Consider the following 24,204-nt stretch of genomic DNA (forward strand, 5'->3'; position numbering starts at 1 on the left):
TCCCATTTGGCCCACCTGATGCATTTTGACCGCCAACTACCACTGCCGTGCCCCGCAATCGCTAGTCGTCATCCTCTGGCTCGGGTGTCGCGATCTCTCCAAGGCCTTCGCCGAGCAGCTTGTTGATTGCCCGCCCCATATTCCACAGACTCCCCCCCTCGGACTGCTCAACCGGGGCCCGCGCGGGCGGACCTGGAGGGGTTGGGTGCGGCTCCGCGGAGAGCACGACCGAATGGTCGTCGAGCGATATCTGGTAGAACGGCTTCGGCCCCTGACCGAGCTGGATGCGGTACTGCCGCCCGCGGTCGTTCCTCGGCCCCGAGTCGCGGTGCACGGTCCGGCCAGACGCCAAATCGATCGCGACGAGCTGTACAGAGTCGTAGCGCCCGGTGGCGTCCCGCTCCTGCACGGACGCGGCGAGCAGCGCAAGCGGGCTGAGCTGCGGTTGCCGGGCCAAGAGCGCCTTGCCCGATACCTGGACCGGCGATGGCCACAGCCGGCCTCCGTCCGCGAGGCTGTAGCAGAAGAGTGGGCCGGATTGCACGGGGTTCTGGTCGATCGGCATGATTCTCGCTGCCCGATGCACGTGCGGCGCCGCGTGGTTTACGCCGACCAGCAGGCGGTTGTCCACGCGCTCTGCCACCACCGACACCACGTCGGCCTCGAGCGAAAGGTCGTCGTGCAGCAATTGCTGCACACCCTCAGGTGCAGAGAGGTCGAACACATCCACCCCGACGCGGTCGACCACCGTCAGCAGGGGACCCCGGTAGCAATGCTGCACCGCGGCTTCGTACTGCTGGTCGAGCAGCGTCCCTCCCGTCGACCTGTCAACGACAATCAGTCGGGCAGACTGAGAATCTCGTTGCAGCACGGCAACCCGCCCACCCAGGATAGCGAGCTGGTCCCCGCTGGGCGTTGGCAGCTCGGCGCGCCGACCATCGGCGAGGTCGAGCCGCCAGCCCGGCCGCAGTGTGGGCGAGGAATAGACGTACTTAGCATCGGCCGTGGGCCGCCCTTCGGTCTCAATCCCGCTCACGACCCACAGCACGTGCCCCCCGACCGGGTCGAGGCATGCCACTAGGTCTCGTGCTGCGACAGTGACTCCTCGTTCGGCGACCCCGGCCAAACGCACCTCACGTTGTGCCGCCGCCTGAACCACCGACCGCAGCCGGGCCGCTTGGCCCGGGGGCCCTTGTGCGTCGACCTCTAACAGCGATCGCTTCGCCGACCAGACAGCGCCGGAGTCGGGCGAAGCGGTGTCGATTGCGATGACGTCGTCGCCGGTGCAGACGCACAGCCAGCGGCCCCAGCAGCCCGCTACCGGCGCGTCCTCGCTCGCCAAACGCTGCAGCCTCTCGGGTGAGCTCCTAGGAAGCTCAATCTGAGAGGTCACCTCACCGAGCGCATTCATTAGTGAAACCTGCCCCGAAGAGGAGGCCACCAGCCGCGAAACGGGACCTCTCGCCCCACCAACCGCCACCAGTAGCGGCAGCTGGAACTCACTGGGATTCGAGCTTACCCGGCCCCCGCTTCTCCGCCGGACCCGGTCGGCACGCGGGCGGGTCTCCGATCTCACCTGCGACAGAGCCCAGCGGCCATCGGGCGTGAACTGCTGCGCGTCTCGCGACGCGTCTGCGAGGCCTGTTCGGCCGAACACTGCGTTCAAGAGGGCCATTCGGTCCGGCCCCGCGTCGCCACTCAGTTCGTTGCGCAAGAGATCTCTCGCGTCGCGATCGAGGGTCGCCTCGACCGCAGCTCGGAACCACAGAGCGGGAGCAACCGCTCGGCTGGCGTCGAGCGTCAGCAGTTGGTCGCCCACCGGCGTGTTCATAAACTCCGCCACCTCGCGTCGAACCGCGGCGGCGTCCGCGGCTTTCACCGCGGCGTCTAGGCGTGCCAGGCGGAGCGACACGGGCGTTGGCCGATCTGTGAACAGCGGGACAAGCTCGCTTGGCTGCGCGGCGTCGAGCACGTCGGTGTAGCCACTCCTGGCAAGCACCTCGCGGAGCCGCGCGGCATACTCGGATCCAACGCCAGATTCGCGGTAGCCCTCAATCAGACCTGTCAGTACATCGCGGTCGCGACCATTGACCGAAGCGATCTCGGCCTCACGGCGGAGCGAGCCCTCCTCAGTACTGTTGGTATTGAAGCGGGCCACGCCCGTGAACGATTGCGAATAGACCGACTGTCCGTCGAATGCGAGGTTGCCCATCACGCCTTCGGGCCCGACCCGCCAGGTTGAGGCGACCTCGCCGTCTTCTGGCCGTAGCAGCACCGCCGAGCCGTCGGACAGTGGCAGCAGGCAGCCGCCACGGAACCACGCCCCCAAGCCCGCAGGGTGCGCCCCTGCCGGGAGTCGAGTGGTCCACTCGGTGCGGCCATCGTCGAGCGCAACCCCCGCAACGGCGTCCTCGCGGGCCACAATTACCACGCCGTTGTCAGCCGAGCACAACAGCTGTGGATTCGAATTCCCGGTGGACCAGTCTGCCTCGCCGGATTGGAGGTCGACGCAGTGCAGCCGTCTTGATTCGGGCGAACCTACCAGCACCTTTCCATCGGCCACAAGCATCTGGTTCCATAGCCACTGCCTGCGGGCATCCCGCGGCCAGCGGTCCGATCCGCGGCGGCCCCAGGGCGTGCTGCGACCAAGCTGCACTCCGCCCTCAACCGGAAACCGGTAGACCCAACGGAGGGTGCGTTGCAGCGGATCCACCGCAGCCAGCAGACCGGCGCCGGTTGAGCAGACGACCAAACCATCGGCGTAGCACGCACTGCCGCCGACCATCCTCCGCATAGCCTCTTGCTGCACCGGGCTCTCAACGGTCGCGATTGTCTGCCGCCAGCGAACCTCGCCCGTCTGCGGATCGAGCTGCAGCAGGCAGACGGCTTGATCCTGCTCGCCAAGCACGAACAGCCGATCGCCAACAACCAGCGGGCAATCTAGAAAGAAGACCCCATCAAGCCCGTCAACGTCCGACGACCGCCAACGGAGCTTCCCTTCGGCAAGTGCATCGACGGCGACCAGCTGATTCTGCTGCCCTCCATCGATCGCGAACGCCCCACCGCTGTAGGCCCGCCAAGCGTCGCGTGGCCGGCTGTCGCCCGCCCCAGCCCACGCCGCGACCGCGAAGACCAACCGCCCATCGCTGCTGATGCGGGTGCTCACCGCGTCTCGACTCTCACTTTCCAGCACGTCTTTGAGGTAGGCGGCGTCGCCCTGCATGCGGCGGATCTGGTGCGACGCGGGCGTGTCGGAGGCGTGGCTCGGCAGGCGGCGTCGCCACACCAGCTTTCCACTCTCGCGGTCAACGCCCGCCAGGCCATCGTGCCGCCGCACGACGACCCACCGGCCGACCACCAGCGGGCTTACCGCACTCGCCCGGGGCGAGTCGTCCTGACCGACCGACGCCGACGCCGCCCACCCCGGGAGTCCGGCCGCTGAACTGACCCAGGCGGCCCACAGGTGGGGCGACGGCGAATCCAGAAGCGGGTTCCGCGCAGGCCCCCCACCGGCGGCAAGCCACTCGCGGCTGCCGCTCAGCCAGCTCCCTTCACCATTCCACTCGACAGTTGACTGCGCAGTCGAGTCTCCGGCGGCCTGGCGAGCTAGCTCGATCTGCGCGTCAACCTGATCACGTTGGTCACCCGGCATCCCATCCCACTTGAGGGTTTCGAGACAAACGATTGCCTCCCGGAATTCGCCGAACTCGAACGCGTGTTGGGCCAACAGCCACGATGCCAGCCGTGAAGCCTCGGTATGGGGGAAGCGGCTGACAACCAGTCGGAGCGCGTCCGGGCCCGAGCGCGCAGCCTGAGAGAGCTCGCGTTCCGCCTGAGCCTGCACCTCGAGCCGATATGCCCGCTGGCCCTCGGCGGGCAACCTGGCGACGATGCGCGCGGCCTCGGCCTTGAGGCTCAGTTGCTCGTCCGACTCGGGGCTCGGACCGGCAGGGTACGCGTCTTCCGTCGAATGGAGCACGCGTACTAGAACGGGCAGAGACTCCGCATAACGCTGCTCTTCAAGCAGCTGCTTGGCGATTGTCAGCCCCCGAGCAAGCACCCGCTCCCGGGGCAGATGCACCCCATAATAGAGCGAGTGCTGGTCCTGAAAGCCGACCTCGTCCTCGGTTTCGTCCGCGGTCGCCCCGATCGCACCGGAAGGCATCAGCGCCAGCAATGGTACGACGGCCAATGCAAACCGGCGTCGGATTCGCCCGCCTTTTGAGCAGGACCGCGATTTACACCCGCCCAGTGCGGGCGCCAATGGGTCCGCCTGAGGCAGTCCGGATGAGTCGCAGTGAGCGGGTTGGCGAGGAGATTTAGGGACCAAATTGGCGTCTCACCCGAAGAATTTTCGAATATTTTGCCCGCCGCCCTACGCTGAAGTCTACGAGCCAGCCCCAGGACCAACAAGCTGAATGCACGCCGACCCCGTATAGGCTCCTGAACAGCACCGCAGCCACACGCGGAAGCAGTGTGAGCGGTTATTACGCTACACGACGTAGCACCGCAAGCCTATGTCACAAAACACCTTAAGACAATTAATGCGATAGTTGCTGGCCTTTGCGGCGCCGCGTACTACGCTTCCTCACAGAAGCCATCCGAACGGTGTGTGCTGTGGAAGCTGGCTCAGAGAATCCCCTCAAATCCGCGGGAAAAACGGCCGCCACGGCCACGACCTTCCCGTATTTTCCGAATGAGACGGCTATTTCCCGCTTGTAATTTGTGATGGCGGGTCTTTTAATCACCTCTTCGCGGGTTGGATCAGCCGATCTTGGCCCGTGCCAGTAAAGATTTAACCATCGATTGGAGGATCCAACGCTATGGCGAAAGCCGCCCCCAAGCCACCGACCAAGACTGAAATCTTCGCGAACATCGCGGAGGAGACCGGCCTGACCAAGAAGCAGGTTGGTGAAGTCTTTGATGCCCTGTCGGGCCAGATCGAGAAGGCTCTTGGCCGCCGTGGCCCTGAGGTCTTCACCATCCCAGGCCTGTGCAAGATCACAGTCAAGCACAAGCCGGCCACCAAGGAGCGGGAAGGCATCAACCCGTTCACGGGCGAACCGACCATCTTCAAGGCCAAGCCCGCTAGCAAGGCGGTCAAGGTCACCGCTCTGAAGAAGCTGAAGGACATGGTGTCCTAAGCCAGGGCCCCGCGAAGCCGATCCGAGCCTGACCTGCGTCCCCGCACGCAGTCCCACGGCGCGGGCAGCGATCAGAGCTGATAGCAAGCCAAAAGGACGCGCGAGAATCTCTCGCGCGTCCTTTTACTATGCGCCTGCCCAGACGGCGGCCACCAGATCTCAAACGCAGAAGGCCCGCGTGGACAGCATCCACGCGGGCCTTCTAATTTAGTGGTCAGACCCGGGCTCGAACCGGGGACACCGGCCTTTTCAGAACGGCTGAGAACCAAGCGTTTATCGGCGTTTTCCTCGAACCTTTCGCACTATACGGCCCCGAAAATACCATTGCAAGCAGTTGCAGCCGATCGCGTTATTTCTCGGGGTTTAGCGGTATTCGAGAAAGCCAAAACGGTACGTACCGTTTTGCGCCAGGTGGTCGCTTTGAGAGAGCCCGTCCGCTGCGATTCGCATCGCTGCCCCTCTCTTCACGAAAACAAGATAAACAACGCTCCCCCCTCCACCTCCTCCAGGTGGGCGATGCACGCCCGCACAAACTCAAGTTCCTGCTCGGGGTTCTGCTCGCCGACGCCTACCACGACTTCAGATCCGCCCAGCATCCGTTGAAGGATGTTCATGATGCGAGATGCCTTCGGGTCAAGCTTCACGCCTTGGTAGGTCTTATTGAGCAATACGGTCTCGGCGGTCCTGAGTTGGTCGAGAGAGATTGGCAGTTCGACGCCCTTACCGGACGGACCTGCGTACGCCTCATCGAGGACGCCCAGGGCAAGGTAGATTACCTGATTCATTGGGTCGCCCGCGGACCTTCGCAAGTGGGCGACACTAGCGTGCTTGTCGTACTCTTCGTACCTCGCGAGCCATTCGTCGACTTCCTCGCCGCTATCGTCGCCGTCTTCGTCGATCAGGCCGTATTCAATCCGCAAGGCGTCGCGGTCGACGTCTGAGCGATAGGCTGTGATGTCGTGTCCCATCCCGGGCTCCAGTGTCTAGCTAGGTTTTTTGACTGCGATGCGTCACGGACTAGGCTTGAGGTATGCCAACCCCAGCCAATAAGCCTACCCTCGGCCGCCCGCCGAAGTACTCCGCCGGCCAGGTAATCAACGGCCTGGAACTGGTCGAGCGGTTGCCGAAGTACAAAGGGCGTTTCCGCTGCCACTGTGGTGAGCTGTTCGACGCCCGCATCGGCAACATCGCAGACGGCAACACGACCAGTTGCGGTTGCAACGAAGGGAAGCACCTTCCTGGAGAGGTGTTCGTAGGAGTCGAGTTGCTCGAACGCCTGGAGGGGGGCGTGGGCCGATTCCTCTGTGTCTGCGGAGTGGTGTTCGAACGGAACGTCCCAAGTGTGGCGCGTAGCAGACGGCCAAGCTGCGGCTGCCGACTAAGGACCGGTCTGTACGAAGTGGGAGCCGTCTTCAAGGGCATAGCGTTCGTTCGGCAGCTGGATGGCAGAAACGGCGAGTTCCTTTGCGACTGCGGACGACTCTTCACTGCAGACAAGTACAACGTGGCCGCCAGCACCAATCCCTCCTGCGGCTGTCACCCGCGGCGTAGGAAGTAAGGCCCGGCCGCCAAGACGTTCCAAGTTGGAGCACTTGGCAGCGCGGGCGTCGGCCACGGCCCAGCTAGCGCCCCCTAGATGCCCCTCTGACGAATACGTCCAGGGCCGGCGTCGCAGCCAATGTGGTCCGCCTCCGAGTTCGAACGGCTTGACGATTTCGCCAGCCTTCACCGACTCGCTGAACTTGGATTCCACGGCGTGTTTGCCAATGCGCCGGTTACCGAATAGTCTGGGGCTATGAAGATACTCGCGCTTGAGGCGTCCCGCTGTTGCTTGCCGCCGTTGATTTGCATCGCACTAGCTGCTGCGAGCTGCCATGTGAGTGCGGCAACCAACTTCGACGTTGTAATTGACGAGTCGTCCGCTACGCCTCACTTCGTCTCGAACCAGCGAGTTCTCATGGTAAGCGGATACGTCGCCCATATGCGCCTTTGGGAATCTGGGAGTGTTGAAATCCGAGGTGGGGACATCGGAGGAGTTCGTGCCTTCGATAGCGCTAGCGTACTGATGGATGGCGGTTACGTCGCGCATGCCGATATACAGGGGACGAGTGTCGCAACCGTTCGGGGCGGCTCGGTTCAATACTTCAAAGGATGGGGCAACAGCCGCACCGAGTTCCTTGGGGGTTCTGCCGGCAGCGTCCAGGCTTCTGGATATCAAACCCACTTCAAGAACGAAGTTGGAGGTGATGCAGTCGCCGAAGTGCGCGGTGGTGAGGTTGGACTGCTCAAGGCCGAGTTCGGTGGCGTGGCAAATCTCCATGCGGGCTCGGTGCGAACCGTGCAAGCCACTTCTGGGGGCACCCTCAATGTTTTTGGGGGGGGCTTTCTGGAAGCTTTCCCGAATGGGGACGCCGCCATTAACGTGTACGGCTCAGATTTCCGCTGGGATCTGCTGAACGAATCCCCGCCCTCTCTGCCGATTCTTCTGCGCGAGTATCGCCTCACCGGAACAATTCAGGATGGAACTCCGCTCAACGCCATTGTCAAGTTTTTGGGTGACGACACGTCGGGGTTGAACCTGGTATTAGTCCCCACCCCCACCGCCGCATCCCTAGTTGCCCTGGCGTGCGTTGGAGCGTTCAGCCGTCGGCGGAGATGAGCAGTGCCCAGCGACTTGATTTCGCAGGACGATGTATCTTCAGTAAGTTTCAAGGCCTGTCGTTAGACTGGGCCTCGAGCGCCGGTTATTCTGTACGCTTGCGGAGCCGCTCATCCGAAGGCGTGCCCCGAGGAACCTGGCACGCTGGCCCGAATGAGAGTGGAGTTGACCTAATGCTTCGAGAGAATTGGCTGCCCCTCCCAACGATTCTGACGGCGTTGGTGCTTGCCGCGTACTCGCACCCCGCAGAGTTGCTAGGGGCCGATCTGGCCCCCGATGCGCAATCGCTCAACGCGCAAACTCGCGGGTCCGTAATCCCCGTCAAGGGTTACCGGGTTGAGGTGGCGCCATTTGCGGTCAGCGGCGGTCGGGTGCTCGATATGAACGACTCTCGGCAGCTGACGTACTTCGTCGTTCGCGGCGGCAACGACGGTTTTTGGTACGACGGTCAGACCGTGTCAAACCTCGACCCAGGAATTGGCCGAGAAGGCATTGGCCTGGCGATTAACAACGCTGCGCGGGTGGCCGGTACTGTCTATGGCGGTGGCGCCGGCACACGACCGCAAGCGGCGATCTGGGACGATGGCGTGCTGCAGGTACTCGGCCAGTTTGGGGGCACAGGCGCCGAGGCGGGGGCAGTGAATGAGACCGGCTTGATCGCCGGCTGGTTCGAGCTGTCTCGATCTGCGGCCGAGCGGCGGCTCTTTACGTGGCACGGTGGGCAATTCGTCGACTGGGGACCCATGCCTTCAGTGCGCGGCACGGTGCGATCTATGAACGACGCCGGAGAAGTGGTAGGCCACGCCGACGGATCTTTGTTGCAAGGGTGGAGCTGGCGAGACGGTGAATTCACGACACTGCCCGACCTAGCGGGAGGCGATGACACCGCGCCGGCCGATATCAACGCCAGTGGAGTCGTGGTTGGGGGGTCGTACATAGATCAGGCCGAGATCCGGGCGGTAAAGTGGATCGACAGTGTGGTTGAGAAATTGCCCCACCCCGCGGACGCCCTAGCCTCCGACGCCTTGAGCATCAACGATGCCGGGTTAATCGTGGGCTCGATTCAAACGCCCGAGGGCAATCGCAGCACCGCAATGATTTGGGAAGACGACCGTTTCTACGACCTTGAAACGCTGGTGCCCGACTTAGGAGGGTGGCGCTTGAACGTCGCCAGGGAGATCAACAACGATGGGGCAATCTTGGTGGATGGGATTTCGCCCACTAACACGTTTGGCCAAGTGTTCCTGATCCCGATCCCTGAGCCGTCTGCCGCGGTGCTGATGGCGGCAGCCATGGGCTTGGCCCTGTCGCAGCGGCGATGCGGCTGGTCAGCTAGCGCACAGTGCAAGCAAACTTACTGCGGTGACCTTGTCAGCCGTCACTCACGCTGAACTGGAATGTGCGTTGGTTGGACCACCCTCAGCATTCTAGCCATCCGCGCAACTGCGGACGGAGCACCCAACCTCCGTCGCTAGAGCGATCCTCAAATTGCAGTCAGTGTATATCACCTATGCGAATTGGGGTCCGCTCTTGTGCGCCGGAGTGAAACTTCTGCGTACCTTTCTAGCGCCAAACCTCCACCCCCGCCACCTCATAGACACCGCGACGCCACCGCACCCAATCCCCCAGCCGCAGCGCCGTAATCCGCGGCTTGTCGATCGGCCTCATCTGCGTCGGCCTGCCCCTCCAGGCGATAAGCGAGAACTGACGGCTGCCGTCCAGCGTCCGCAGGGTGATCCTAACCGCGTGGCATGTGTCGAGGGTGACGTCGGGCGTGGTGTGGCTGCAGCGCGTCACGCCCTCCGGCAGCGGCGCCGGGTCTGTTCGGATGACGGGCGTTGAATGGAACGGCGTTTCCATGGCGGGCGGTATCTTAGTCACTCAGCCGCAGCGGCACGAATCGGACGCCCATCTTGTGGCATCCCGCCCAGCGGCTGGCTATCTTGGGGCTATGCACACTCGCCGGACAATTCTGGCCGACGTACGCCGCATCCGGGGATTGCTGGCCGAGGTGACCCTAAGCTCGACCGCCTCGGCCCCACCGAAGCGGCCTACCGCCTGAACCAGCTCACCGCGATCGAATCCGGACTCGATGAAATCGTTGCCGACCTCTCCGCTCTGGATGATCGCCCGCGTAGCGGCCTGCTGGCTCGTCTGCTGCGTCGCCTCCGCCCAACTCCGCGTCGTGTCCTGGAACACGAACGGCGGCGCTAGGGACGGCACGGCGACCGTACTCGAAGCCATCGGCCTGGAAGAGGTCAATGGGATCGCCAAACCAATTGACGTGCTAAGCCTGCAGGAACAGAGCGGTGGCGACACGCAGTCGATCGTTGATGTGCTAAACGGCATTTATGGGGCGGGGATCTACGCGGCTGCCCCGGTGCCCACCAACGCACAGTCCTCCGGCGCCGGGCTGCCTGGGTTGGTCTACAACACTCAAACGGTCGACCTTCTAGAGACCATTGCCTTCGGCAGTGTGAACACGTCGGCGCAGGCTCGGTCGACACTCCGCTATCGCTTGGTGCCAGAAGGGTATCATCAGCGAGCGTCGTTCCTCGTTTACAGCAATCACTACAAGGCATCGACGGGCGGGAGCAATGAGGCCCGCCGACTTGTTGAGGCAAACGCCCTGCGGTCCGATCTGGACGCGATGAACGAGTCACAAGCTGCCATACTGAGCGGCGACTTCAACACCTACAGCTCGTCTGAACCTGGCTATCATGCCCTGCTAGCTCCAGGCCCGGGCCAGGCGTTTGACCCTGTCGCCTCGCCCGGCAACTGGCACGACAACTCGGCCTTTCGCGCCCTTCATACCCAGAGCCCTGCGACTTCTCCGAAGTTCGCCGGTCAGGTTACGGGGGGTATCGATGACCGGTTCGACTTCCAACTCGTGACCGGTGAGCTGCTCGACAACGAGGGGCTTGATCTGCTCGCAGGTAGCTACCGAACCTTCGGCAACAACGGAACCCACTCGCTCAATGGAAGCATCACGACAGGCGCCGGCGCGTCGCCAGGAGTTCTGGCTGCCCTGGAGTCGTCAAGCGATCATTTGCCGGTCGTCGCAGATTACCAGGTTCCGGCGGTGCTTTCGTTCGAGGCCATCCCTCGCGAGTACTTCACCGCTCCAGTCGGCGAGCCCCTCGCGTTCAGGTTCACCGCGAGGAACGCTGCCGACGTGGCCATAGATATCGCCGCCGACGAGCTTGACCTTGTCCTCACCGCAGTTGGGAACTCCGTCGGGAGCGGCGAGATTACAGACACCCTGCTCGTCAGTGACGGCGCGGTTGACTACGGCTTCCAAGTCGACACCTCAACGCTTGGGGGCAAATTCCTGACCGTCACCGCATACGGATACCACACAGCAGAACTGAGCACCCTCGCGTGGAGCCAGGCCGGCATAGTCTTCGAGGGCGACTACAATGGCGACGGCTCGGTCGACGCGGCGGACTACACCGTGTGGCGTGAGAACGTTGGAAACGATCTCTACGCAATGCACAACGTTGCCATCACATGGGCAGAGCACGAGAGCCTTCCCGAGAATCGCCGCACCATAGGGCTCCCCGAGTACGAACTCTGGCGAGACAACTACGGCCGACGGCTCTCCGACATTGTGGGCGCGGCGACAGCAGTCCCTGAGCCCGCGGCCGTCGCCTTGCTGCTCGCCGGATCGCTCGCAACCGGTTGGCGGCGTCGGGAAGCGAATCCCAATCGCTTCCCTAGATCGCCTGAAGCTCAATAATCAGCATGAGCGTCTTGACTTCGGCCCTGCTCATATCGAGAACCCAGTTGGGTGGGTCACCCAGGCTGGGGTGATAGCCGAGCAGCCGTGCTCTCGCCCGCCGGGCCTCAAGTTGTCGCAGGCGGTACGCCCTCTCTTGTTCCATAAACCACTCGTCCTTCCATCCCTCCACCATCGCCTCCCGGGCCAGTATGTGGGGTCCCGCGGGAGGGCCGGAAGTGTGGCGACTATGTCACTCTCATCTGACTCGAAGGAGGCAGAATTCTCGTTGTGGGATGATCGAAGGTTCGCCTGTCGCGGTTACGGAAGGTTGGAGGCGGGCTAGTTGCCGATCCCAGCTGCCTGCCGGCTGGATGCCCTCGCAAGCTCGGACCGCCACACTTCCCCCAACCTGTAGCCAGCAAACAAGGCACGCATTCGGGCCATGGCACCGGCCTGTTTTAGGTAGGCGTCGGATAGATCCAATTGGGGCAACGTCTCTGCCTTACCGTCGACCACTGCCTGAATTGGTCGCAGGACCTCCGGGTCATAGACTTCGCTGATCCCAAACTTGCGGGACTCCATCAGCCACTTCAGAGGTGGGTCTTTGACGCGGCGTTGAAGCAGACGCTTGAACGGCTTAACGCCGTCGCCGTTGACGATAGACTCGCGGCGCCGTTCAACATCCCCTTCATCGAACCGCCGCCCGAGCAGGCCGTCCCAGAGGGCGTGCAGGTTGCCAGACTGACGCGTCTTGATCTCGTTAGCGCCGCGATCACCCTCGGGAAAAAGCCCCTCAACGTACAGACTCCCGGCATGGCAGGGCTGATGCGCATCACCAACGAGATGGCCAATCCAGCATAGCGCGATCGCACGGTCTGGCTTTGTCGCTTCGCTGTCGCCCATCACTTTGCGGCAAAGATCAATCGCCTGCGCGATGTACAAGTCGCGGGTATCGAGGGTGGCGTCTGCAGGCAGAGGGCCTGGGGTCTGGTGGACGCTTACTTTGGACGGGTCTCCCACGACGCGCGTCGCTCCGAGCTGGTAGTGCCAGGTCGGGCGGTTGTACCGCCGCTGCCTCCTCGCGACGTCGGGCCAGTAGGCGGCCCGGCCGATGCGGTAGCGGTCAGCCTCAGTAGCATTGGGCGGGACACGGAAATCCTGCTCAAACCGGGGGTGATGCGTAAGCAAGTCCAGCAGCCATTGCTGGGTCGCTTCGTCTTGAAGGTCGAACGCTATTAGCGCGACGATGTGGTGGCCCTGCTCGCTCCAGGCGCGGGCATAAGTGGCGACCAGGCAGAGGGCGATTGCTGGCAGAAGTTTAGTCATGCCACCATTGTCGTAGCGGCCTTCTAACTCCGCTAGGTTCGCGGCCTCGAATCTTGGATCTTCTTGTGGCATATCGCCCCGTCGCTGCCTATCCTAGCGCCGACTAGCGTCTGGGATATCATTCTCACAGTATTAACGTGCGCGGTTACGGCTCAGAACGGTAGAGGTGGCGTATGTCGCCCGCCAACTTGCCCGAGCCTGATGTCGGCGGCAAACACATTCGTTTGCTGCAGAACTTTCGCGACGCGCTGCGTGGTGAAGGCGCCTACGGCAACTGTCGGTTGTTCCTGGACGACGTGTTCGTCGCCTACCTGCCTGCGCTTCTCAACTCGGCTGTCCGCTCGCTGCAGACGATCAAAAACCTCAGACACACGCGTCAGGCGCAGAGGCACCTCACGGTCTCCAAGGTCTGCAAGAGAACGATCTCGGACTTCAACGCGCTCTGCAAACCCGAACGGCTCACGTCGATTATCGAGACGATAGTGGCGAAGCGCGTCCGCAAGGAGGTGACGCAACCCGCCGGCGGAGCGGTTTACTTGCACGGCCTGCTGCAGAAGACGGTTGCGGTCGACAATAAGTTCCTGCCCGCCGTGGCGGGCGGCGCGTGGGCGATCGCCGAGCGGAATAGCCAAGGGCCGACCCGTCACCGCGAGGGTTGACGCCTACGTGAAGACCTCCACGTGGCTGTCGGAAGTCCTCGCCATGCCCGAGCCGGTCCAGAGCGAGGCTGATTCGGCCGCATCATACAGACGCACCTATATGTGACCGCCATCGCCGCGGTACTGTTGTACCTGCCCACCGGCTACAGGCCGAGAGTTCCCATTCGCCTTGCTCCGCCCAGTCGCAGCGGGAGGGGCGACGATCGACGAGGTGCACCCAATCCTCCGCGAGCGTGAGCGTCGCGGAGTTTGACCGCAAGAACCGCTTATAAAGAGGCGCGAACAATAGCCGATAACGCCTAAGGCGTGACAAGTCGGTTACTATTCGAGAGCCGCCGCGTGCGTGTTGCTTAGCACCGACCCGGCATAATCAACCGAGATGAAGGCGCCCTACACTCAACACTGTCGAATCAATGGTCTAACAACGGCACAGTACACAAAACCCCGGACGCTACTGACTGATGCCCATGGACACCCGCCAGGTACTTCTCGTCGACGCGCAGCGTCTGTGAACGCTGCTGCCAAGTCAGCCATACGGGCGGATCCACTGCCCGATGCCCGCCGAACCGAATCACAGCATCGGTTTCACAGAATAGAGTTCGACCTCAACAAAGTTGTCACAGATGCAGTCACGCAGTCAGACAAGAAAGCTAATTCAGAGCGTCTGCAGAAAAACAGTGCAGACCCCCGGATCGACAACCACAGGAACTCGCGGTTTGCCCGCGCTCGCCGAAACATTGGTTAGATAAATGTCCATGCTGCCATCGGTGTTCTTGAGAGCATCGTAGCCAATAGCGATAAGGGCGCCAACGAGCGCGACGATAGCGGCAGCCGGAGTGCCGGCTCCGGTGCTTGCCAAGTATGTCGCGATCGCGGCGGCCGCCTTCTTCTGTCCATCGTTCAAACGTCTAGCCGGAGCTGCCCCGAGGTGAATCTGAGCCGCCTCATTGATGCGCGGTGTGCAAATTGTCTTCGGACCGATCTTCTGACACGTCCTGACCGTGGTTATTTCAATCCTTGTGCCATCATCGCCTTTGCGCTTCTTCGTTTTTCTTTCTACTGAGGGCATTTCGCTTACCTCCTGTTTCCCAGATCTAGAAACGCTCTTTAGGAATCGTATCTCGTTATGCAACTTGCCAATGCTCAGGCGGGAGTCCCGCGATCCACCGCACCACAGGTAGAACGTCCCTGCATGCTATTCTCTCGACGTCCCGAGAAAAGGCTGACCACCATCGCCAAATACTCAGGCCAATTGAACTGCGAAGATTGGTTCAATAAACTGCAGGCAAGAAGTACACCAGACATAGTTCGCTTGCGTTCACACTCATCGGATTCTTCCGATTGCTTCCGAACGTTGGCCACTCCGACTATCAACCTCAACACTCGGGGCAGTCAATGCAGGAGCAGCGAATTGACCTCGTTCTCTATTACCGCGCTAAACGCGACTCTGTTGAAAGACTCGCTGCGTACGCGATTGTGACTTTTGTCCTAATGGCTGCGATGTCACGCAGCGTGGTAACGAAATCTGGGTACGGTACTGATGACACCCACGGCGAAACGTGGGATGTATTTGGAGGGGGTATCGACAACGGCTTCCTAGTAGTCTTTGGGCCGCTCGTCATACTCGTCATGGCAGTTGCCTTTGACCGAGCATACTCGCAATGCCTTGACCTGAGGGATTCCCTGATAAGTACAGTCAAAGCGGGAATGTTGGGCCCGTCCGAATTATCCCCAGTCGAAGACACTATTGTCTCGCTGCCTCTTCAGATCCGCCGCAGACGCCTCCTAGGACTAGTTGGGCCGCACCTTCTCTCAAGAGCAGTCTACTCTATCGGGCTTGCCAGCGTGCTCGTGCTTCTTGCGGAGTACGCGACATTTCGCCCAGCGGACGATGCTGATAGCTCGATCGTCACTCTACTTATGGGAAAGCCATGGTTCTCGGGTTTCGAGCCGCTTTGGCCTAGGTTCCCACGCAAAGAGATGCCATGGATCTATCCACCATGGTACACAATCACATATTCAGGAATCGTAAGCTACCTTGCGATCAAGACGTTTCGGCCTCACCGTTTGCTCAGCTAGAGACCCACTATTTCAGTCGCTCACCAAGACTTGCACCGCCGCACGAATGAGAATACTTCATCAATCGTCAGTAATCCGCACAGCTTAGCAAACGCCCATTGGAGATCCCTCTCGTCTACAGAATCTACGGTTTCTCATCTAGGCGAGCTGCCAGACATGACTAAGACCATTACGCCTGGCTCATTCTCAAAAGCCAGCTCCTTCACGGTGACTGAACTTAGCAGTTTCAGGTTCTTGCCGCTGAAGCTCTTAAAGGGCTTGAATTTATGAGTCTTGTCAAGATTTGCAATGTCTTTCCAGTAATTGTTCAACACCGTCTCGACGCCCCCCGGAAAGTTTCTAACGTCTGCTTCAATCTTCGATATTCTGACTCTTAGCTTACCCTCGAGATCGCTTAACTTGACGTTGGAATTGAAAGACACACTCGCATTGCCCTTGATCGTCCCATTGGCAGTCGCGCTCGCCACTCTCATCCAGTCCATGTAAGTCCGCGGTTCGTCCCAGCTAATTGTCTTGCTCCCGATTTTCTTCCCGGCAATCCTCACTGTCACCTTCTTCGTCTTCCTCTCCATTCGTACACGTGGAAGTGTCTTTGTTTCGTACTTGCCACGCACGCGAGCACTGCCGGAAAAACTGAATCTGTCACCGTTGCGTGGACTCACCTTTGCCTTAGCACGCGAGACTTCAACTTCATATCTCAGGCTTCCATCTCGCTTAACTTTCTCCTGATTGAGGCTCTTCACCTGCGTCGCGATCAGACGATTGAGGAAGCCCTCAGATACCCTAAGTACAATGCGACTGTACTCGATGGTGTCTTCACCAAAACTGAGGCCGCCTAGAGCTACAGAAACATCACCAGACTTAATCTTGAACCCATCTACATCGCCTTCTCCTCCGCTGAGCGAGCCAGCGACGTTGACTTGGCCATCGGCGCCTACTAGCCGCAGGTCGCATGTGACGTTCTTTAAAGTGGCAGTTGGCTTCCCAGACCCCTTGTCAAAGAAGGATGCCTTTGACACAACGCTCTTGAGGGCGGCGCTCCCATCGAAGCCTCTCTTGTCCGCAAGGAAGATGGTACCGCTTGTTTGCGGCATCTCAAACCCTACACCTTCCGCACGCACTAAGCCTTTACTGGGCAGCGATACGGTCAACGAATCGATTGCTGCGCAGAAGTCTTGCATGTCGAGTTTCAAGTTTCGCGATCTTAGCAGATCGCCAGCCGGAAGTTGTAGTTCCGCTTCTCCGGCCAGAGCAAAATCTACATCAGACTTTGAGAAGTCGATCTTTGACAGTCGGATTGGAGTTACTGACGGTAGCTCTAGCGTGGCCAACGACTTGCCGTTACGCACCTCATATCCAAAGGCCGCGTCAGAGATCGCGACTTCCTCGAGCGTTGCCGAGACGTATTCCGACTTGATGCTACAGTTTTGGAGTCCGAGACTCACTTTGACTTGGTTAGAGTCGCCCGGTGCGAAGTGGATAACTTCGGTGCCTTTCAGTAAGCAGGTTGCTGAGTGTTCATCAAGAGCAACTCGCAAAGGGCTGACTTTCGACTTGACGGTCGACGGCCCCAACTCAGCAGTGACGCGGCAGCTTTCCACTATCAAAGAGCTGTCTACAGACTCACCATCCGAAATGACAATTCGATCGTTGAATACTTTGAACTCGCCACTGTAGATGAGGTCGATACCCGACATGTTCGACAGAGTGACGGATTGGGCTTTGACTTTGGACTCTCCTCCAAGACTCAAATCAATCTGAAGTTTTCCGGATGCCTTAGTATCGCCCTCGGGATCGATTCTGACGTTGACTAGCTCTATCTCCGACCCTGATTCGAGAAGAAGCGATGACTCATGGTAGCCAACTTGAAATCCTTCTCCCAATCGCAACTTAAGCGCATCGACGCTGACCTTCGGCAGATCTACCACCTTTGCATTTCCGGCGTTTATGTCTGCCAGTAGCGGACTGCTGGTCTCAAACGGGACATCGAGCATCGCCTGCAGGAAGGCATAACCCAGCAGCACCTGAGCTTCGACCTCAACTCCCAAATCTGGTGTTGAATCGGACGCACCGTGACCTGCTTCCGCACTCTCGCCGTCAGCGCCGACCTCATCGACTTGGAGTCTGGCAACGGACACGACAGGCATGTCACCGTACTTGATTTCCATCGGTGTCGTGAGATCGAACTGGAATCGGTCTATGACTGCCGTAGCAGCCAACTTGTCGGTGTCAGGTTGCTCGTCCAACAACTCCAAGATGAAACTGATGTCGTAGTGCAGCGTCGTTGGTGAACTAAAGTCGAGTTTGAGTGATCGAAAGTTGACTTCGGTGCCCGCTACATTCTGAGACGGGACATGAATTTCTATTTGACCACGTGGGATCTTAATGGAACCTTTCGCGTAGATCTGATCGAGCTTATCTATCTGCTCGGTGAATGTATTGCGCGGCAGCTTAAACTCATTAGTGATGACGAAATAGAAATTCTGCGGCCAAAAAATCCTAAATCCCGCGAACACTACAGACAGCAAGACAACGGTGACCACAGTTTTGGCGATCCAATCCCGCTTCTTAGCACCCGTGGACATGCGGAATCTCCTTCTGGTTAAGAGCTTGGCAGTGCAGACACGGTAACGGTTGATCGTCACAAGAGCTGTCGGGGGTTTCAACGCATGCCGTTTGCGTTCTTTGCGGCTCAAGGTTGGCACCATTGCTTGGCGAACACTGCCTACCGGCACCGCCGGCCCGGTTCGCCGCTTGCCGGCCAAGCTAGGCCTAGTGAGTTGCAGTTGCGGAAAACCCTTTTTACTGTCCTTCCGGCCATGTGCAAGAACCCACAAGCAGCACCGGCTGATTTTTTACGAGTGGATCTGTACTGTGAGCCAGGGGATATCTCATCCCTGCTAAGCCCCCCTGCTTCCCTTGTCGATGGACGCACCGAGCAAATGGTCTACGAAAGCACCGCTTTAACGAGACACCGGCAATCTGCGGTGACGTTTAGGCTTGAGCGGTCTGGGAAGATCAGGCAGCCGTATTTTCTGTTGCGACGCTTTACAATCTTTAAAGGGCCAAGACCCGCGTTCGGCTTCTACAAATGGGCCTGTTTACGTGCTGATAGCCGTGGCGAACATGCGCCCGACCAGCGGCTTGTCACCTGTGGCTGATCAAGCACTGTCTCATCCGCGTCGGACGACCATTTCACCGAAGCAAGCGCCGTCTTGCTCTTGATTGAGTGTCTTCAACGTTAACTCGATCGCGCAGCCGTTGGCAAAGACCTGATAGAGCTCGCGACGTGGCAACGCGGCCGGACCTTTCGCAATGGCGCAGGTGGGGTCACTGGCCAATCTTTGTGTAGATCGGAGTTTCAACCGCAGCGCATCTCACTCTGGCGGATGTAGCCCGAATCCGCCGTCTGCTGTCCGAGGCGCCGCCTCAACCCGACCGCCTCGACGCCTCGGAATCCACCTCCAGCCTGAACCAGCTCACTTCGTGCAGGCGTAGAGGGATCGAAGTGAGCTGGCTGGGTAATATATTCGCACTGCTTCCACTAGGGATCGGTCCTTGTCGAAGGACTTGGCCTGGCAGCACAGACAACAGTCGTCGCAGAATGTCAGACCTCCCGGTTGCCCCCCACGGGCTGGGGACGTTTTTGTGTCTCGGATTAGCGGCAACTATACTGTGTTACTTCCCTCCTGATGCCGGACCCTGTTCTGAGGTGACCATGATCCGAGTAGTGTGCCCCGGATGCTCTAGAGGCATCAAAGCTCCCGACGAGATGGCGGGAAAGTCCGCAAAATGCCCTGGCTGTGGCGCTCCGATCATCGTTCCAAGTGGTTCCGCTCAGGCCAATGTTTCCCTTCCCCCTCCCCTGAGACCATCATCACCTACTACTGAGGTCCAGCCCCCCCCACCACCCGCGATGCCTATGGCTCCGGTCGCCCCGCAGCCGGCCCGGCATGCGACTGCATCTATTGAGCACACCCACAAGACGCGGGGTACGTTCTTCTCCGGGTTCGGGATGACGTGCGGCTGCCTCGCTGCTGTCGGCGTGGCGACCATAGGTGGATGCGCGGCTTTTGTGATCTTTGCAGGTTCGGCAGTGAACTCAACAACCAAGGTGATGGCTGAGGCCGCCAAAGAGGTGGAGGCGCGTCGCGTATCAGAAACGGAGCTCCTAGCGCCTCACCTTGTGGGCGTCAAGGTGCTCTCGGCCTCGCTGGAGCCGCCCGGGCAGTATGAGTATTCCAATAGAATCCTGATCACGATTCGGAATGACAACGACCACGTCATCCAAACCGTCGACTTTATCGGAGTCCTGCAGACGCCCGGACGCGAGCTTCCCTGGGCTGAGGGCCTTATTCGCTACTCGATTCCCGGCGGTCTTGAGCCTGGTGAATCGAAAGAGCTTCGGCTTGAGCCGAATATCATGAGCGACTTTCGTTCGATCGAGATTCCAGACGACGCCGTATTCAGTGTCGACGTCGTCGACGTCGAGTGGCCTAGTCGCAATGCGGACCTGGGTCTTGAGTAGCGTCCCACTTAACCGACGAACGTATTAAGTGCGGGAGCAGGCTGCACATGCACTGCTTCCCAAATCCGTTCAAGTGTTGACCACGGTTCCCTAAAGCTTCCGAGCAATCACTGGAAGCGTCGCACTTTTCGCTCGCTCTTCTCAAAGAGCACACGTTCCACGCGCTCTCCCGGCATTTTGGCCTATCGATAGCCGCAAACCAGCTGAAGATTCGGAAAGCCACTAGGTATTGGGGCAAACAAGAACGTATCACAGCCGCGACTTCGAAGTCTTGTCAAGCAGTCGCTAGAGACGCTCCGTAAAACTACGACGTGTGCCCCATTCCTTCAAGCTCGTTTTCTCCGCGGTGTCACCTCCGCTGGTATTGCTGCCTTAGACGCTGCAGAGCCGTCTTTTATGTTCCTACTTCGCGCTCTGCCAAGCCCCGCCTGCCAAAGCAATTGGCTACCTGATGTGAAGTCGGCTCAAGACGCGCCCAATGCAGCATAGCATTCCCGCACGGGTGACGTGGCCGTTCATCCACGAGGAAAATGTTAGGAGGATGGGCACTCATTGAACTAAGGCATCCCTTGCCCCGCCTTCGACTATGACGCCATCCTCCGCAATAGGAACGACTCGATACTCGTAGCCTAGGTCCACTAGGCGTGCACGCAGTTCCGAGAACTCGGCGAACGAGTCCTCCCATATCCCGATTGCAACATAAAAGCGTTCCTCATCAAGGTTTTCAAAAAGGTCTTCAAGTAGTTGTGTCATCGCTTGCCCGCCGTCTAGCAACAGGCCAGCGTATGGTTTGGGCGTGACTCGCACTATCGAATCATCTTCGTCTAAGACGACAAACCCCCCAAGACTTCGTTTGCGACTTTCGCCGTAGCCGGTAGGCGAATAAGGGGCATATAGGCGACCATACCGGAGGATGACTGGGAACTCCCGCTTGTTCGTGTTTCTTAGGCTAGGAAGCTCAGTGGTCCTAGAGACCTTCGCCGTCTCGCGAAGGATCTCACTTTCCACCTCAGCAATCTCATTCTTTAGGCTGGCTGCCTCGCTAAGCGTTGACGCGGCTTCTGCTTGCGATTGCCGGACAGCTACTTGGAGTTCTGATAACTGCGTCAATTGCTTCGCTCGCCTCACCTGAAGCTCGCTGCGCTGTAGTTGTAAGTCCAGGTAGGAGCGATATTGGCCCTTTACTTGGGCTGCACCCATTTCGGAGGCATTCTGTCTAGCTTGCCTACAGGCAGTCCGTAGCTCATCGACAATGGCCTTGGCGGTTGCGATCTCGAGCTCCGAGGGGCCGCCGTAGTCGTTAGGTGCAACTGACGAGCTAATTAATGGAGTATCCCGCCCCGTAAATCGCAAGAGTATGACGATCAAGACCGCCAAGAACAGAATTCCACCGAATGTGTTTGAAACCGTGTCTAGTAAGAGATCCAAGCTGTCCGCATTGTGACTGTCGTGCCGTCTTCTCATCGCGAATCTCCAGACTGGCTGGCATCCGACAAGACCGCAGTAGGGCCCAACAGGTCGATTCCAAGATCAAAGCCCAGTTCTCTTAGCCTCCGCTGCGTTTCATCGAACATCGCAAGGCATTTCGGGCGCACCAGGATCACAAAGTACTCATCTCCAGGATCTCTCGAGATCGCCCAAGTCGAAAGGTCGTCGATCCGTGCTGGCGTTTGAGTTTTGTCGAATTGAACCAGTGGTTCTCTTAGGCCTGGACGACTCACGCGAATAAACTCCGGGGATAGGTCAACAAGTAATGCCGACTTCCTTGCGAGCGGGCTTGGGTTATAAGCAACGCGCGGAGACACAAGCAAAGAATTGAGACGGCTTTTCAGAGCACCTAGCTGCTGTCTAAGGGTGTCGAGATCAACTGTCTCAGATAGTGCCTCAGACTTAGCTGCTGCCTGTTGCCGAGACAGCTCTACTCGATTGATTTCACCACTTAGATTGCGGGACTCCTCTTCCATCGAGAGAACCGATTTCTCGAGTTCCCTTTTTCTCTGCGATATTGCGTTGAACGGTACCGCGGCAGCTTCCTCGACGAGAGCCTGAATCTCACGGAGTGTCTTCTCGAGCGTTTCTGCCTCATCAACAAGCGCTGACAGCTCTGCGGCCCGAGCCGCAGACGAGGGCGACCCGGGATCGAGCGAAATCTCTTTGCGTTGAACAAGCTCGACTGCCAGCATCAACGTCAAGAGAACGACCACCCCAGTCACCGCTGTGATGATGTCCTGAAAGGCAAACAGCGAGAAGGCATTTTCGTGGCGGGACCGTCTCATTTCTATTGGGTCGTTGACTCGAATGGAGTCATTCTGAGGCGGTTGACGACCTGTTGATGGCAGTATTCGCGAGCGTCGTCTAAGAATTCTTCCTCAGACTTCCTGAGAAAGGTGACTAGAATCTGGATGACCAGTGCCGCTACTAGAGCTTCGAGGGTGGTCTCGAACGCTGTTGCAAGTCCAGATGTCACACCTCTCAGCGACTGCGCCACGACGCTCATGTCTGAGTTCTCGCTCAAAACGGAGCCAAAAGATCCGATAGCGGCTGACAGGCCGAGGACGGTTCCAATGAAACCGAGCACAGGGATTGCCCAGACAAATCCCCTAAGCAACGAGTAGCTCGTTTCCATGACCGATTCGTCGTATTCCGCTTGCGATCGTAGCATCTCATCGACATCCGTAACTCGCCCGAGATTCTTGAGGTTCGCCAGCGAAAGCAAGACACGGTTAAATACGATGAAGCGTTGGGGGTCGTCTACTCGTCGGTAGATCGAAGTGAGTACGTCATTGACGGTTGCTGGAGAAAGCACGAATTCGTGGTCCGTCGGCGCTACAGGCACCTCCAGAGCACGCCTCTGTACCCTCAGCTTGCAGTACTTAATATAAAGGATCGCAAGCGACCAACCAGTAAGCGACACAATTGCGTATGGGATTATGCCTCTATCGCAGAACATCTGCGAGAAGTATGTATCGTCCGCGAGCGTAATCGCTGCGTAGAAGACCACCGTAATGGCGAGGCCGATGAGGAAAGTGAGTGGGGTGCTCACCCGTGTAAAACGAGCGCCTCGGAACCCAAGACGCTGTTCGACATCTAGACGAGTCCAGGACAGAATTCGCTCTGGATCGATATCGGCGGCAGGAGCTTCGCTGTGCATCGTTGTGGCCATAATCGCGAGGTCCCACACATTCTCGCCGCGTCCAAGATACGTCTAGAGCTTCAGAGCGGCGTCAAGGGTGGTGAGCCAGAAGATCCCGGCGATGGCGTTCACCGTAAGGTAAATCAGAATGAATGAGGTGAAGACCCAGAAAGTCTTCAGACCTTTGAAGGCGGAGTCGAGTTGTGCATCGGAGCGGCTATTGATGAACTTCCCTAAACGCGTGGTGTAGTTGAGTAGTAGCTGTGCTGCCCAGAATGACACGACTCCGTATAGGAGCAACGAGATGCTTGCCGATATCCGGAGCACTCCGAGCTCAGGCGGCCCAACTGCCAATCCGAGAATTCCGCCCACAATGAACAAGGCAGCCGTGACGTATAGGAAGATCGATATGAACAAGACCCACGGTCGAGATTCCGCAAGCGTGCGAGCTGTGCTTTCACTGACCGGGTCGCGATCTCTGACCTGACGTGATGAATTGGGGGACACTGCGTTCGTGACACTGCCAAGCTCGCGAACCTGGTTTGCCGCAACCCATTGGTCCATTCCCTCAGTCCACACTAACTCGTCGCTATCCACCATTCCCGATTGCAGCATCGACTTGAGGGCGGGTAAGGTCACAGGCCCCTGTTGTGACTGCCCATTAGAGTAGTACCAAGTTGCGGAGACTTCAGTGGATGGGGAACCACCGCTGGTCGACGCCTCGGCTACCTCCTCACGCCCCGCGTCCTGCGATACGGTCACTCCGGCGCCGGAGGACGCAAAAAGCTCTGGGTAGTCACCTGCTGCGGTCCATGTAGCTTGGTCAGTGGATACCTCGTGGATGCGGCTTAGCTGGCCGCGCCGAACAAGATTGCGCAGCCTGTCCAGTTCAAATGGTCCTTGCACGCGTCCACGGATTCGGACGTATAGTTGCTCATCCATCAACGGATACTCC

Annotated in this window: 18 protein-coding genes; 7 read left to right on the forward strand and 11 right to left on the reverse strand. The window is 59.3% G+C overall.

Annotated elements, in window-relative coordinates; all coding sequences use genetic code 11:
• Positions 1-61 precede the first annotated feature (61 nt).
• Positions 62-4,165, reverse strand: a complete 4,104-nt coding sequence (locus KOR34_RS02305; protein WP_146561850.1) for an outer membrane protein assembly factor BamB family protein — start codon at positions 4,163-4,165, stop codon at positions 62-64.
• 658 nt (positions 4,166-4,823) lie between these two features.
• On the opposite strand from KOR34_RS02305, the gene KOR34_RS02310 reads away from it, so the two are divergent.
• Positions 4,824-5,144 carry an HU family DNA-binding protein gene (locus tag KOR34_RS02310; protein ID WP_146561852.1) on the forward strand — a complete coding sequence of 107 codons (321 nt, stop codon included), beginning with the start codon at positions 4,824-4,826 and terminating at the stop codon, positions 5,142-5,144.
• 464 nt (positions 5,145-5,608) lie between these two features.
• Here the strand turns inward: KOR34_RS02310 and KOR34_RS02315 are convergent, their stop codons facing one another.
• Positions 5,609-6,112 carry a hypothetical protein gene (locus KOR34_RS02315; RefSeq protein ID WP_146561854.1) on the reverse strand — a complete coding sequence of 168 codons (504 nt, stop codon included), beginning with the start codon at positions 6,110-6,112 and terminating at the stop codon, positions 5,609-5,611.
• A 62-nt stretch (positions 6,113-6,174) separates the two neighbouring features.
• Here KOR34_RS02315 and KOR34_RS02320 point away from each other — a divergent pair, with 62 nt between their 5' ends.
• From KOR34_RS02320 to KOR34_RS02330, 3 genes are all read left to right on the forward strand, one after another.
• On the forward strand, positions 6,175-6,702 hold the full coding sequence (locus KOR34_RS02320) for a hypothetical protein (RefSeq protein ID WP_146561856.1): 528 nt from the start codon (positions 6,175-6,177) through the stop codon (positions 6,700-6,702).
• A gap of 237 nt (positions 6,703-6,939) precedes the next feature.
• A complete protein-coding gene (locus KOR34_RS02325) occupies positions 6,940-7,803 on the forward strand; it encodes a hypothetical protein (RefSeq protein WP_146561858.1) in 864 nt (287 codons plus the stop codon).
• 173 nt (positions 7,804-7,976) lie between these two features.
• Positions 7,977-9,194 carry a hypothetical protein gene (locus KOR34_RS02330; RefSeq protein WP_146561860.1) on the forward strand — a complete coding sequence of 406 codons (1,218 nt, stop codon included), beginning with the start codon at positions 7,977-7,979 and terminating at the stop codon, positions 9,192-9,194.
• Between the two features lie 172 nt (positions 9,195-9,366).
• Here KOR34_RS02330 and KOR34_RS02335 read toward each other — a convergent pair whose 3' ends face one another.
• Positions 9,367-9,663: a hypothetical protein gene (locus tag KOR34_RS02335; RefSeq protein ID WP_146561862.1), complete on the reverse strand. Its 297-nt coding sequence runs from the start codon at positions 9,661-9,663 to the stop codon at positions 9,367-9,369.
• A gap of 262 nt (positions 9,664-9,925) precedes the next feature.
• Here KOR34_RS02335 and KOR34_RS02340 point away from each other — a divergent pair, with 262 nt between their 5' ends.
• Positions 9,926-11,542, forward strand: a complete 1,617-nt coding sequence (locus KOR34_RS02340; protein WP_197531072.1) for a PEP-CTERM sorting domain-containing protein — start codon at positions 9,926-9,928, stop codon at positions 11,540-11,542.
• Here KOR34_RS02340 and KOR34_RS26390 read toward each other — a convergent pair.
• The gene (locus KOR34_RS26390; RefSeq protein WP_197531073.1) at positions 11,520-11,687 is read right to left on the reverse strand and encodes a hypothetical protein; all 168 of its coding nucleotides are present in this window, start codon (positions 11,685-11,687) and stop codon (positions 11,520-11,522) included. The two genes, KOR34_RS02340 and KOR34_RS26390, sit on opposite strands and share 23 nt — an antisense overlap.
• A gap of 176 nt (positions 11,688-11,863) precedes the next feature.
• Entirely contained in the window at positions 11,864-12,922 is a 1,059-nt protein-coding gene (locus KOR34_RS02345; protein WP_146561866.1) for a S1/P1 nuclease, read from the reverse strand.
• Positions 12,923-13,023: 101 nt separating this feature from the next.
• Here KOR34_RS02345 and KOR34_RS02350 point away from each other — a divergent pair, with 101 nt between their 5' ends.
• Complete coding sequence (locus KOR34_RS02350; RefSeq protein ID WP_146561868.1) at positions 13,024-13,509, forward strand: hypothetical protein; 486 nt, start codon at positions 13,024-13,026, stop codon at positions 13,507-13,509.
• A 655-nt stretch (positions 13,510-14,164) separates the two neighbouring features.
• On the opposite strand, the gene KOR34_RS02355 is transcribed toward KOR34_RS02350, so the two are convergent.
• Together KOR34_RS02355 and KOR34_RS02360 are read right to left on the reverse strand one after the other, a co-directional pair.
• Complete coding sequence (locus KOR34_RS02355; RefSeq protein ID WP_146561870.1) at positions 14,165-14,578, reverse strand: hypothetical protein; 414 nt, start codon at positions 14,576-14,578, stop codon at positions 14,165-14,167.
• Between the two features lie 1,144 nt (positions 14,579-15,722).
• Complete coding sequence (locus tag KOR34_RS02360; RefSeq protein ID WP_146561872.1) at positions 15,723-18,173, reverse strand: DUF945 domain-containing protein; 2,451 nt, start codon at positions 18,171-18,173, stop codon at positions 15,723-15,725.
• A gap of 1,337 nt (positions 18,174-19,510) precedes the next feature.
• Between KOR34_RS02360 and KOR34_RS02365 the strand changes: the two genes are divergently transcribed.
• Entirely contained in the window at positions 19,511-20,116 is a 606-nt protein-coding gene (locus KOR34_RS02365; RefSeq protein WP_146561874.1) for a hypothetical protein, read from the forward strand.
• A gap of 549 nt (positions 20,117-20,665) precedes the next feature.
• On the opposite strand, the gene KOR34_RS02370 is transcribed toward KOR34_RS02365, so the two are convergent.
• From KOR34_RS02370 to KOR34_RS02385, 4 genes are read right to left on the reverse strand one after another with little or no spacing between them, the layout of a single operon-like run.
• Positions 20,666-21,544, reverse strand: coding sequence for a hypothetical protein (locus KOR34_RS02370; protein ID WP_146561876.1), 879 nt, complete (start codon positions 21,542-21,544; stop codon positions 20,666-20,668).
• Positions 21,545-21,576: 32 nt separating this feature from the next.
• Positions 21,577-22,392 carry a hypothetical protein gene (locus tag KOR34_RS02375; protein ID WP_146561878.1) on the reverse strand — a complete coding sequence of 272 codons (816 nt, stop codon included), beginning with the start codon at positions 22,390-22,392 and terminating at the stop codon, positions 21,577-21,579.
• 2 nt (positions 22,393-22,394) lie between these two features.
• On the reverse strand, positions 22,395-23,279 hold the full coding sequence (locus KOR34_RS02380; RefSeq protein WP_197531074.1) for a MotA/TolQ/ExbB proton channel family protein: 885 nt from the start codon (positions 23,277-23,279) through the stop codon (positions 22,395-22,397).
• 42 nt (positions 23,280-23,321) lie between these two features.
• Positions 23,322-24,191, reverse strand: coding sequence for a DUF4339 domain-containing protein (locus KOR34_RS02385; protein ID WP_146561880.1), 870 nt, complete (start codon positions 24,189-24,191; stop codon positions 23,322-23,324).
• Between the last annotated feature and the right edge of the window lie 13 nt (positions 24,192-24,204).

Source organism: Posidoniimonas corsicana (assembly GCF_007859765.1).
Taxonomy (GTDB): domain Bacteria; phylum Planctomycetota; class Planctomycetia; order Pirellulales; family Lacipirellulaceae; genus Posidoniimonas; species Posidoniimonas corsicana.